Raw genomic sequence first — 11127 nt, 5'->3', positions numbered from 1 at the left:
ACGCGACGGCGTGATCCGGTCATGACCTGAAAGCCGTGCGCCGGCGCCGCGCGGCGGCGGCATGCTTGATGGCACCGTCATCAGACCGGTCCCGCGCGTACCGGCTCGGGGGCCGGCAATCGCGTCCAGGTCGACGCCTCGACGGGCGCGTCCGTCGCCATCGCCCGTACCGTGGCAGTGGTCCCGTTTGTTGCCGCGCGCGTCGGCGGCTGCGAGCTGGACGTCAACAGCGCGCCGATCCAGTTCGATACGGTCCGCAGCGTCGCATCGGCCTGCTGGCGTGCCGCGGCGTTGCTGCCGGCCCTCGCCGGACGGCCCGCCTTCGCGCTGCTGCCGTCGTCGGTGCGGCTCGCGATCGTGCCGGCGGCTTGCGCATCGGCCGTGCCGCCGTTGCCGGGGGCATTGGCGCCCGCCGTCGGGGCAGCCGGCAAGGGCATTTGCGCTGTTCCGGGCGTCAGGCCGAGGTGCGCCAGCACCTTGCTGACGTAGCCCTGCGTCTCGGCAAAGGGCGGAATGCGGCGGCCATACCTTTCGACCGCGCCCTCGCCGGCGTTGTAGGCCGCCAGCGCCAGCGTCAGGTCCTCGTCGAAGCGGTTCAGCAGCCAGCGCAGATACTGCGTGCCGGCGCTCAGATTGCTGCGCGGATCGCGCAGATCGGCCGCGCCGAAACGTCGCCCCGTCGCGGGCATTACCTGCATCAGGCCGACCGCGCCTTTCGGCGAGCGCGCCTGCGGCTGGAAATTGGATTCGACCTTGATCACCGCCCTGACAAGATGCGGCGCGACATCGTGCCGGCGCGCGACCTCTTCGATCAGATCGTCGTAGGCCGATGCCAGCCGGGCGTTCGGCGGGGCGAGCGCCAGTTGCGTGTGGCGCGGGCGCGTTGCCCCCCCCGCGGCGGTCACGACTTCGCCCGCCATGCCGCCATCGCGCATCCCCTCGCGCATTCCCTCGCGCATCCCCTCGCGCATTCCCTCGCGCATCGCCTCCCGCATCCCCTCGCGCATTCCCTCGCGCATTCCCTCGCGCATCGCGTCGGGCCGGAAGGCGACGGTGCGCGCGCGCGGTGCCGTGGAAGCCGGCGATCGCGCCTCGGCCGACGCAACCGCGGGGTCGACGGTCGGCGCGATGGCATCGAGACCGAGCACGCGGGCGTTGTCCTGGCCCATGGCGCGTGCCGCATGGCGGGCCAGCGTGCTGAGCGCCAATTGTTCGACACCGGGGCGCCCGTGGCCGGCGCTTCCGTCAGCGGGGCCCCAGTGGCCGGAGCGTCCGTCATCGGCGCGTCCGTCATCAGCGCGCCCGTCAGCGGCGCCACGCGAACCAGCGGAGCCGCGAAGTTGCGCTTGCGGTATTGCGGTCGACGAAGCGGCCCGCTCGCTGTCCACGATGGCCCGGGCCTCCCGCTCTGCGGCGCTCCGCACGCCCCAGATACTGCCGGCCGCGGGGTTCACCGCTTGTGGCACGGGGGGCACCATCGCGGGTGCCGGTGCCGGTGCCGGTGCCGGGGCCGGTGCCGGTGCCGGTGCCGGGGTCGGCGCCGGGGCCAGGGCCGGGGCCGGTGCCATGGCCGGCGCTACGGGCGGTGCCACGGCCTGCGCTGCAGCCTGCGCTGCCGATGGCGCGGCGTCGTCGGCGTGTGCGGCGCCTGCCGCCAGGCCGCCGACCAGGGCGATCACCGGGACCGCCGTTATCGTCCTCATCACGAAACGCTCTCCAATGGGGGACCGTCCCTGGCACCGGCCTAGCCATCGGCCGGGCGGCGGGGATCGGGTCGTGGGTTGCGGCCGGAAGCGCCGCGGGGGTCGACGCCGCCGTCGAGGCCTGGCGTGGAGCTGTCGGTGTCGGTGCAGCTGTCGGTGTCGGTGTCGGTGTCGGTGTCGTTGTCGGTGTCGTTGTCGGTGTCGGGGTCGGTGTCGTTGTCGGGGTCGGGGTCGGGGTCGGCGTCGCCGTGGGTGTCGGTGTCGCTGTGGGTGCCCGCGTCGCTGTCGCCTTCCGTGTCCTCGCCGACGTCCAGGTCGTCGTCCGAATCGTCATTCAGCTCGTCATCCAGGTCGTCATCGCCGATGCCCTCCTCCGCCTGCCTCATCTCGTTGACCAGGCTGAGGATCTCGGCGACCGGCTCGAACAGCTCGGCGGGGATGTAGTCACCAACCTCGGTACGCGCATGGAGCCGGCGCGCGACATAGACCTGCTCGACCATCGGCACGCCCGCCTCCTCGGCGATCGCGATCATTTGCAGCGCACGCGCATCGACGCCCTTCTCGATGACCTGGGGCAGCGGCGTCTCGCCGGCCACGAAGTACAGACAGACCGCGACATGGGTCGGGTTGCGCACAACCGCGGTGGAACGCTTGACGTTGGCCGCCATGCTGCCGCTCTGGATATCGCGATGGATCTCCTTGCGCTTGTGCTTGATATGCGGGTCGCCCTCGGTGTTCTTGAATTCCTTCTGGATCTCGTCGCGGCTCATCATCAGCTGCTTGGTCAGGCTGCGCTTCTGGAACGCCAGATCCGCGATGGCGAACACCACGTAGAACAGCACCAGGATTCCCCACAGCCAGCCGATCAGCACACCGGTGACCCGCAGCCCGCACTCGGCGCCGCACAGCGGCAGGAACTGGAAGGAATAGAGGTAGCGCTTGATCAGCAAATAGAAGGCGATGCTCAGGATCGACACCTTGAGCAGCGACTTGCCGAACTCGAACAGCGAACGCAGCGAGAACAGCTGCTTCGCGTTGGTCAGCGGGTTGATGCGCTCGCCTTTCGGCTTGATGAACTTCGGCGCGAACAGCGGGCCGATCTGCGACATCACCGCGCCCACCGTCGCCAGCACGAGCACGATGGCGACCGGCGCCAGCAGATGCAGCATCAGCGTGCCGGATACCGTCGCCACGCGCCACATCGCCACACGCAACGGCTCGCCGGTGCTGGCGATCGCCACCTCGATGATGTTCTGGAAGGCGTCGACGATGTCCTCGCCGCGCACCCAGAAGTAGCCGAGCAGCACGGCGAGCTGGATGCCGGTGGCGATCTCCACGCTCTTGGCGATCTGGCCTTCCTCGCGCGCATCGCGAATCTTCTTCGGCGTCGGCTGTTCGGTCTTCTCGGTCATCGCATGGTCCCGAGCAGATTGGCCACCACGCCGCCGAACGCATCGAAGCGCTGCTGGAACGCACCCAGCGCGTAGCTCATGCCGATCGCCAGCACGAACAGCGCCAGCGCGCTCTTGATCGGCATCGCGACAAAGAACACGTTCAATTGCTGCGCCGAACGGTTGACCAGGCCCAGCGCGGCATCGATCAGCACCATCACCACCAGCGCGGGCAGCGCGAAGCCGATGCACAGTTCCATCATCAGCTGCCACTGATGCGCGATAAAGCCCGGGAAGCTCGCCGACAGATGCCAGCCGCCGAGCAGCGGCATGCTCTGGTACGAGGCATAGAGCGCGGTCAGCATCGCGTTGAAGCCGCCGCCGACCAGAAACAGCACGGCGAGAACCTGCGTGAACAGCACGCCGAACACCGAGGACTGCTCTTCCAGCATCGGGTTCAGCACCGACGCCATCGAGGTGCCGCGCACGGTGTCGATCACGGTGCTGGCCATGTCGATGGCCCAGAAGGGGATCGTCGCGCAGAAGCCCATCGCCAGCCCGATCACGAACTCCTGCATCACCAGCAGGGCCAGCGCCGGCAGCGACAGCTCGGCAAACTGCGCGGCCTGCGCCAACTGCATCGGCAGCGCGGGCAGCGCCATCACGAGCACCAGCGCATTGCGGATCAGGCCGCCCCCGAGCGCGCGAGCCGAGAACATCGGCATCAGCACCAGCATGCCAAGGGGGCGCAGCATCGTCAGTGCGAGCGTCGGAACGATATGCTGCCAGCCGTCCACCTATTTCCCCATCACGGAAATCTGCTCGAACGCCATGTTCGTATAGCCGATCAGCGTGGCGCCCATCCAGTGATAGGTCATCACCAGCGTGACGCAGACCGCGATCAGCTTCAGCAGGAACTGGATCGTCTGGTCCTGGACCTGCGTGAGCGCCTGCACCAGACTGACCAGCACGCCGACCACCGAGGCCACGACGACGACCGGCAGCGACAGGATCAGCACCAGCCACAGCAGGTTCGACGCCAGCTGCGCAATGATTTCGTTGCTCATAGGTAGGACTGGATCAACTGGCCGAGCAACTTCTCCCAACCGCCGATCAGCACGAACACCAGCAGCTTGATCGGCAGCGAGATTGTCACGGGAGACACCATCATCATCCCCATCGCCAGCAGCACGTTGGAGACGATCAGGTCGATGGCGACGAAGGGCAGGTACAGCAGCAGGCCGATCTTGAAGGCCTCGACCAGCTCGCTGACGGTGAAGGCCGGGATCAGCACCACCAGCGAATCGTCCGGGATGCGATTGCGATAGGGCTCCGGCCACATCTTCTCGCCGATGTCCATGAAGAAGCGGACCTGCTGGGGGCTCGCCTTGCCCTTGATGAACTCGCGGTAAGGCTCGAGCACCCGGGTTTCGACCTGGCCGAACAGATCCGGCGCCTCCATCTTGATCGGATTGGCCTTCAGGTTGTCGCTGATCGCCATGCCCACCGGCGCCATGATGAACAGCGTCAGCACCAGCGACAGCCCGTAGATCGTCATGTTCGGCGGAATCTGCTGGATGCCGAGCGCGTTGCGCAGCGTGGACAGCACGATCGAAATCTTCAGGAAGGCGGTGCCCATCACGATGAAGAGCGGCAGCAACGACAGGGCGAACAGCAGCAGGATCAGCTGCAGAGGATGATCGGCAAGCGACATGGTGTGGTCCGTGGGTGAGCGATCATTCTCGGCATGCCCGGCGAACGCCGGCATCGGGCCCATGCCTGAAATCGCCGGCCTTCACTCGATCCGCATCACCAGCTTGTCGCCCACGCGCAGCAGCGTGCCGTGGGCGATCGCCTGCCCCGACACCGTCAGCGTGACCCGGCCGTGGCTGGCATGGGCCAGCTCCAGCATCTGCCCCGCTTGCAGCTCGCGCAGCGTATCGAGCGACAACGACAGGCGCCCCACTTCGGCCACCGCGGTCAGCACGATGTTGTCGTCGTCGAGCCCGCTGCCGCGCAGCGTGGCCTCGGTCCCTTGTTCCATGCTGGTTTCCTCATTGCATGCGTGTTCGATATGCCAGGTGCCGTGCGCAAGGCACGCCAGCGCCAGCGGGCGTTCCGCGACCAGCCAGGCGTGACCGTGCTCGATGGCGGCCGGCCGCTCGAGCACGACCCCGTCGCCCGGCCGCAGCCCGGCGAGTTGCGCGCGCGTCAGGCGCGCCCATCCGGCCGCGAGCGCGACGGGGATCGGCGGGATCGTCAGCGGCGGCCGGCGGTCCTCCATGGTTCGCGCCAGGGCGGCGATCCACGGCTCGGGCCAGTCCAGCAGACGCAGATCCAGCTCCGCATCGGCGCGGCACAGCGTCAGCGTGGGCGCGATCGCACGCACGCAGCTGCCGGGCTCGGCGGCGCAGAAGTGCGGCAAGCCGAGACCGGCCTGGCGGGCATGGTGCTGCAGCGGTAACAGCGTCCATTGGCCCAGCAGGCCCAGCAGATCCGGCGGGATCTGCTGGAAGCGCTGTACCGCCAGGCGCGGCGCGAGCCATTCGCACCAGGCGTCGGCGTCCGCCCAGGCGCGGGCGCGCTGCCCGTCGATCGACATCGACAGCACCACGCCGTCGCCGCCGCAGGGCTTCAGGTCGAGCACGATCGCGCCGGCTTCGGCTTGCGCTTCGGTATCGCTGGTGTCGCTGGTGTCGCCCATGCCGCCGATGCCGTGGCCCCAGCCGTCGCGGTCTGCTGCGTGAACGTCGGTGTGAGCGCCGGCGTGGGCGTCGGCGTGGACGTCGGCGTGGACGTCGGGAAGCGGATCGCCGCCGAACGCATCGAGCCGCCGGATCGGATCCACCAGCGGATCCACCAGCGGATCCATCAGCGGGTCCATCGGCGGATCGGCAGTGCCGAGACGATCCAGCGCCTGCAACGCGTCCAGTCCCTCGCCGCGGGCGCTGCCGCCCGCGCCAATACGCCGCCCACCGGCTGCGGCACTGGAGCGGCCAGGGCCGATTGCCCGCGCCAGTTCCAGCTCCTGATCGCTCCATTCATCGAGTAGCATCGGCTACCTCCAATCGAATCACTTCACCGGTCTGCCTGGCCACCTCGTCGCTCAACGACGACTTCGCTTCGACCAGGCGCTTGTGCTGCTGCCGGTTCAGCGGCCGCAGCGTGACGACGACCTGCCCCGCATGCAGCGACGCCTGCAGCTCCATGCCGGCCCATGCCCCCTGCGTGAAGCGGACATGCATCGCATTGCCGTTCAGGCGCGTCTGCGTACCCGCCGCAAAGCGGTCGGCTTCGACGTCGCCGGGCGCGGTGGCCTCGGCGCGGCCGGCGTCCTGGCCACCGCAGGCGACCGCTGCAGCCGTAGCCGCCGACTCTGGACGCGCGCCGCCGCGCATCGACCACCATGCCGGCGGCAGGAACGCTGGCGTCCCAGTGGGCTCCGCTTCCTCGGCGCTCCGCTCCCGGGCTCGCCTGCGCTTGCGCATCGCCGCATCGAACTGCGCCGACTGCTCCGGCTCCACCTTGCGGCGCTCGTCGCGATCGCGGCCGCCCTTGGGCGGGACGCCGCCGACGGGAGACACACTCATCGCTGCTCCTCCATCAGCGCAGCCAGCTTCTCCTGGCCGCGCAGGTTCTCCTTCAGTGCCCGCGCGGTCTGCGCCGCCTGGGCCCGGCAATCGGCGATCTGCTCGGCGAGCTTGCGCAGGGCGGCCTGCAGCTGCTGTTCGCGCTGATAGAACTCGGCGAACTGGCGCTTGACCTTGTGGAAGTCCCGCGGGTCGACCGCCTGCTCCGTCTGGTTGGCGGCACGCCACTGGGCGCGCAGATCGGCCTGCTCGGCCTTGTGCGTGTCGGACTGCTGCCGGCACTCGCGCATGTCCGCCTCGATGCGACGGGCGCGATGGCGCAGCACGCCTTCCCGGCAAGTCTTGATGGTGCGCAACTGATCGAGCATCTGCGCGGTGGTGAGCCTGGCCATCACCCCTCCACGACCTGTCGCAGCTGGCGCAGCGTGCCCTGGTAATCGGCGCGTTCGCCGGTGCCCTGGCACAGGAATGCCTCCAGCCCGGCGCGGCGGTCCAACGCATCGTCGGCCTCGGCGTCGTGACCGCGTTCGTATTCGCCGACGCGCACCAGCAGTTCGATTTCCTTGTACTGGGCCAGCAGCCGGCGCGCCTTTCCGGCCCACTGCCGATGTTGCTCGCTGGTGACCTGGTGCATCACGCGACTGATGCTGGCCGGGATATCGATGGCGGGATAGTGGTTCTTTTCCGCCAGCTCGCGGGACAGCACGATATGGCCGTCGAGGATCGAGCGGACCTCGTCGGCGATCGGCTCGGTCATGTCGTCGCCCTCGACCAGCACGGTGTAGATGCCGGTGATGCTGCCGCTGGCGGCGCAGCCCGCCCGCTCCAGCAGGCGCGGCAGGCGCGCGAACACACTGGGCGGGAAGCTGCCGGCGGCCGGCAGTTCGCCGGCGGCCAGCCCGATCTCGCGGCCGGCGCGCGCGAAGCGCGTCAGCGAATCGACCATCAGCAGCACGTTCAAGCCCTGATCGCGGAAGTACTCGGCGATGGTGGTCGCGGTGTAGACCGCCTTCAGGCGTTCGAGCGCCGGCCGGTCCGAGGTGGAGACCACCACCACCGAGCGCTCGCGCGCCTCGGCCGTCAAGGTCTGATCGAGAAACTCGCGGACTTCGCGCCCGCGCTCGCCCACCAGCCCGAGTACCACCACGTCGGCCAGGCTGCCGTCGCAGATCATGCCGAGCAGCGTGCTCTTGCCCCCGCCCGCGGCGGCGAAGATGCCGATCCGCTGGCCGCGGCCGCAGGTCAGCATGCCGTCGATCGCGCGCACGCCAAGCGGCAGCACCTGATCGATCAGCGTGCGCGTCAGCGGATCCGGTACCGCGGCCTCCAGCGCGCGCGTTTCGCACGCCGACGGCACCGGCGGGCCGCTCATCCGGCGGCCCAGGCCGTCGACCACCGAGCCGATCAGATGCGGCCCGACCGGAATGCGATGCTCGGTGCCGAGCGGGCGCACCAGTGCGCCGCAGCTCATGCCGATCGGCTCGGAGAATGGCGACAGCAGCGCGATCTCGCGTTGCAGGCCGACCACCTCGGCCTGCATATCCGCGCCGATCAGGCAGAGTTCGGCCAGCGCGGCGTCGGGCAGGCTGGCCTTGATCAGCGTGGGTCCGATTTCGACCACCCGGCCGAAGCGCTCCACGCCATCGTCCAGCGCGGGCAGCGTCAGGCGGCCCGCCACCTCGGAGACGATCGCGTCGACGTCAGGCATACGCATCGTCGTACTCCCCGATCATGTCGATATTGCCGAGCACGTGCAGTTGCACGTCGTCGCCCAGCTCCTGGTACGACAACACCGGCACGCTGAACAACTCGCGCTCGAGGAACTTGCGCAGGAAGCGGCGCACGTCGATGGCGGTAACGAGCGCACCCTCCATGTCCTCGCGTCCGGCGATGCCGGCCTTGATGCGCGCCACGATGGCCTCGATCTGGTCGCCCTGCAGGGTCGAGTAGGCGCCGGCGGCGGTCTGCCGCACCGAGTCGCGAATCATGTTCTCGATGCCGTCGCCGATCAGCCAGACGTTGATCCGCCCTTCGCCGCGCGTATGCCTTCCGACGATCTGGCGGCGCAGCGCGACGCGGACGTATTCGGTCAGCATCACGGTCTCCTTCTCCTTCGGCGACCACTCGATCAAGGCCTCGAAGATCGTGCGCAGGTCGCGGATCGAGATGCCTTCGGCCACCAGCCGCTGCAATACCTCCGAGACCTTGCTGATCGGCAGCTGGCGCTGCAGCTCCTTGACCAGCTCGCCGTAGCGCGCCTCCATCGCGTCCATCAGGTAGCGGGTTTCCTGCACGCCGATGAATTCGTCGGCGAAGCGGTCCACGGTCAGCGCGGTGGCGTACGACACGACCTGCGATCCGGCGAGCAGCGACAGGCCCGACTGCGCCAGCGAGCCCTGGTGCTCGGGCGCGATCCATTGCAGGGTCAGCCCGCCGAACGGCAGGTTGTCGACGCGCTCGGCGATCGGCATGGCGCCGGTCTGCCGCGCCAGCAGCAACCGCCCTGCCGGCATGGCGACCTTCAGCACCGGCTCGCTGTACAGCAGCACACTGAAGCTGCCGGCCGGCAACCCGGCCTCGGCGACCAGCTCGATCCTGGGCAGCGCGATGCCGAGCCGCTCGAACTTGTGCCAGCGCAGCGCCTCCAGCGCCTCGGCGAGACCCGGCAGCGCCGCCACATCCTTGGCCATCTTCAGCGACAGCGGCTCCGCGCCCGGCGTCATGCGCGTCTCGCCATCGCCGTCGGTGACCGCACCACCCTGATCCGCCGTATTGGCAGCGACCGATCTGGCGCGGCGGCGCGCATAGAACGCGACCAGTCCCAGCAGCACGCCCAGCGGCATGAAGATCAACGCGGGAAAGCCCGGCACCAGCGCGAACAGCAGCAGCACGCCGGCGGCGATCATCAGCGCGTTCGGCTGGCGCGAGAACTGGTTGACCAAGTCCTGCGCCAGGTTCTCGCGCTTCTCGCCGGGCACGCGCGTCACCACGATGCCGGCGGCGATCGAGATGATCAGCGCCGGGATCTGGGCGATCAGGCCGTCGCCAATCGACAACACCGAGTAGACCTCGAGCGCCTTGCCGACGCCCATATCGTGCTGCATCGTGCCGACCGCGATGCCGCCGACGATATTGACCAGGATCACGATGATGCCGGCGATCGCATCGCCCTTGACGAACTTCATCGAGCCGTCCATCGCGCCATACAGCTGGCTCTCCTTCTGCACCAGCTGGCGCTGGCGCTTGGCCTCGTTGGCGTCGATCGTGCCGGCGCGCAGGTCGCCGTCGATGCTCATCTGCTTGCCGGGCATCGCGTCGAGAGAGAAGCGCGCACCGACTTCCGCCACGCGCTCCGCGCCCTTGGTGATCACGATGAACTGCACCACCGTGATGATCGAGAACACGATGATGCCGACCGCCAGATTGCCGCCGACGACGAAATTGCCGAAGGCGGTCACGATTTCACCGGCGTCGTGCTGCAGCAGGATCAGGCGGCTGGTGCTGACCGTCAGCGCGAGGCGGAACAGCGTCGTGATCAGCAGCAGCGACGGCAATGCGGACAGATCGAGCGGGTCACGCACATAGATCGCCGTCATCAGCAGCAGCAGCGCGAGGCCCAGGTTGATGGCGATCAGCAGGTCGACCAGGATGGTCGGCAGCGGCAGGATCATCATGAACACCGCCACCATCAGCATGACGGCCAGCACGACGTCCTGCCGGCCGCCGACGGTGGCGAGCCAGGTACTGAGGCGCTTGATCATGGCCGTGCCCCGCGCTGTGCGCTGCGCCGTGTCCCGCGCCGTGCCCCGCGCCGTGCCCGTACGGCGCGACCGAATAAGTCTCCCAGCGCGGCGGCGGTCCGGCAGCCGACGCCGAAGGCCACCGCGCCGAGCACCAGCGCCAGTGCCAACGCGACGATCGCGGTGCTCCAGAGCAGCGCCAGCGGCAACAACAACGCCGCAAGGACGAACCTCATGCTTCCTCCTTCGTGCAGGCTTCCAGCAACCTGCGTTGTGCCCGGACCGTCCGGTACCACAGTTCCGCGCCGCTGCCGGCGGGCATCGCGCCCGATACGAACAGGCAGTCGTCGACCCGGAACACCCGCAGCGGCACACCGGCCATGCACGCGGGCGACCAGCGCATCAGCAGCGAGCGCAGCGCCGTGTCGGCCACGTAGGGATCGACCGGCCGCATGGTGGACAGCAGCACGCGGCGGTCGCGCACTTCCATGAACACCTGGATCTCGCCGTCGCGTATCTCGACGCGGGGCTCGATCGTGATCGGCTTGACATCCATCAGCCGAAACAGCTTTTCCAGATTGCGCAGCGTTCCAATATCCATCGGTGATCCAGGCACGACCCCGGCGGCGCGAGCCACCGGACGCGCTTGCTGTCCTCATTGCGTGCTATGTCGCCATCGTGCGCGGCAGTCGCGGCACGCGGC

12 protein-coding genes are annotated in these 11127 nt (G+C 68.8%); all 12 read right to left on the bottom strand.

Annotated features, from left to right (window positions below):
* Positions 1–80: 80 nt before the first annotated feature.
* Positions 81–1208: a transglycosylase SLT domain-containing protein gene (locus KZ686_RS25530; protein WP_370639477.1), complete on the bottom strand. Its 1128-nt coding sequence runs from the start codon at positions 1206–1208 to the stop codon at positions 81–83.
* 536 nt (positions 1209–1744) lie between these two features.
* Positions 1745–3115 (bottom strand): EscU/YscU/HrcU family type III secretion system export apparatus switch protein, encoded by a 1371-nt coding sequence (locus KZ686_RS22725; protein ID WP_226106017.1) that lies wholly within the window; start codon positions 3113–3115, stop codon positions 1745–1747.
* Positions 3112–3891 carry a type III secretion system export apparatus subunit SctT gene (gene sctT, locus KZ686_RS22720; protein ID WP_265633750.1) on the bottom strand — a complete coding sequence of 260 codons (780 nt, stop codon included), beginning with the start codon at positions 3889–3891 and terminating at the stop codon, positions 3112–3114. The genes KZ686_RS22725 and sctT overlap by 4 nt, the downstream gene beginning before the upstream one ends.
* Positions 3892–4161 carry a type III secretion system export apparatus subunit SctS gene (sctS, locus tag KZ686_RS22715; RefSeq protein ID WP_149316177.1) on the bottom strand — a complete coding sequence of 90 codons (270 nt, stop codon included), beginning with the start codon at positions 4159–4161 and terminating at the stop codon, positions 3892–3894.
* Positions 4158–4808 carry a type III secretion system export apparatus subunit SctR gene (gene sctR, locus KZ686_RS22710; protein WP_265633749.1) on the bottom strand — a complete coding sequence of 217 codons (651 nt, stop codon included), beginning with the start codon at positions 4806–4808 and terminating at the stop codon, positions 4158–4160. The genes sctS and sctR overlap by 4 nt, the downstream gene beginning before the upstream one ends.
* Before the next feature lie 81 nt (positions 4809–4889).
* The gene (gene sctQ, locus KZ686_RS22705; RefSeq protein ID WP_265633748.1) at positions 4890–6149 is read right to left on the bottom strand and encodes a type III secretion system cytoplasmic ring protein SctQ; all 1260 of its coding nucleotides are present in this window, start codon (positions 6147–6149) and stop codon (positions 4890–4892) included.
* Positions 6136–6684 (bottom strand): hypothetical protein, encoded by a 549-nt coding sequence (locus KZ686_RS22700; RefSeq protein WP_226106020.1) that lies wholly within the window; start codon positions 6682–6684, stop codon positions 6136–6138. The genes sctQ and KZ686_RS22700 overlap by 14 nt, the downstream gene beginning before the upstream one ends.
* Positions 6681–7076: a hypothetical protein gene (locus KZ686_RS22695; RefSeq protein WP_226106021.1), complete on the bottom strand. Its 396-nt coding sequence runs from the start codon at positions 7074–7076 to the stop codon at positions 6681–6683. Before KZ686_RS22695 ends, KZ686_RS22700 begins: the two co-directional genes overlap by 4 nt.
* On the bottom strand, positions 7076–8398 hold the full coding sequence (locus KZ686_RS22690; protein ID WP_223819684.1) for an EscN/YscN/HrcN family type III secretion system ATPase: 1323 nt from the start codon (positions 8396–8398) through the stop codon (positions 7076–7078). The genes KZ686_RS22695 and KZ686_RS22690 overlap by 1 nt, the downstream gene beginning before the upstream one ends.
* Complete coding sequence (locus tag KZ686_RS22685; RefSeq protein WP_265633747.1) at positions 8385–10445, bottom strand: EscV/YscV/HrcV family type III secretion system export apparatus protein; 2061 nt, start codon at positions 10443–10445, stop codon at positions 8385–8387. The genes KZ686_RS22690 and KZ686_RS22685 overlap by 14 nt, the downstream gene beginning before the upstream one ends.
* Positions 10442–10660: a hypothetical protein gene (locus tag KZ686_RS22680; RefSeq protein ID WP_265633746.1), complete on the bottom strand. Its 219-nt coding sequence runs from the start codon at positions 10658–10660 to the stop codon at positions 10442–10444. The genes KZ686_RS22685 and KZ686_RS22680 overlap by 4 nt, the downstream gene beginning before the upstream one ends.
* Complete coding sequence (locus tag KZ686_RS22675; protein WP_265633745.1) at positions 10657–11025, bottom strand: hypothetical protein; 369 nt, start codon at positions 11023–11025, stop codon at positions 10657–10659. The genes KZ686_RS22680 and KZ686_RS22675 overlap by 4 nt, the downstream gene beginning before the upstream one ends.
* Positions 11026–11127: the final 102 nt, after the last annotated feature.

This window comes from Cupriavidus cauae (assembly GCF_026210475.1).
GTDB lineage: Bacteria > Pseudomonadota > Gammaproteobacteria > Burkholderiales > Burkholderiaceae > Cupriavidus > Cupriavidus cauae.
The sequence above is the reverse complement of the archived record's forward strand: the minus strand, read 5'-3'. Positions and strand labels throughout refer to the sequence as shown.

Excerpts from the sequence above, each read along its gene's own strand:
- sctR (WP_265633749.1), bottom strand. The coding sequence starts at position 4,808 with ATGTCGCTTGCCGATCATCCTCTGCAGCTGATCCTGCTGCTGTTCGCC.
- KZ686_RS22680 (WP_265633746.1), bottom strand. The coding sequence starts at position 10,660 with ATGAGGTTCGTCCTTGCGGCGTTGTTGTTGCCGCTGGCGCTGCTCTGG.
- KZ686_RS22725 (WP_226106017.1), bottom strand. The coding sequence starts at position 3,115 with ATGACCGAGAAGACCGAACAGCCGACGCCGAAGAAGATTCGCGATGCG.
- KZ686_RS22690 (WP_223819684.1), bottom strand. The coding sequence starts at position 8,398 with ATGCGTATGCCTGACGTCGACGCGATCGTCTCCGAGGTGGCGGGCCGC.
- sctS (WP_149316177.1), bottom strand. The coding sequence starts at position 4,161 with ATGAGCAACGAAATCATTGCGCAGCTGGCGTCGAACCTGCTGTGGCTG.
- KZ686_RS22685 (WP_265633747.1), bottom strand. The coding sequence starts at position 10,445 with ATGATCAAGCGCCTCAGTACCTGGCTCGCCACCGTCGGCGGCCGGCAG.
- KZ686_RS22700 (WP_226106020.1), bottom strand. The coding sequence starts at position 6,684 with ATGAGTGTGTCTCCCGTCGGCGGCGTCCCGCCCAAGGGCGGCCGCGAT.
- KZ686_RS22675 (WP_265633745.1), bottom strand. The coding sequence starts at position 11,025 with ATGGATATTGGAACGCTGCGCAATCTGGAAAAGCTGTTTCGGCTGATG.
- KZ686_RS22695 (WP_226106021.1), bottom strand. The coding sequence starts at position 7,076 with ATGGCCAGGCTCACCACCGCGCAGATGCTCGATCAGTTGCGCACCATC.
- sctQ (WP_265633748.1), bottom strand. The coding sequence starts at position 6,149 with ATGCTACTCGATGAATGGAGCGATCAGGAGCTGGAACTGGCGCGGGCA.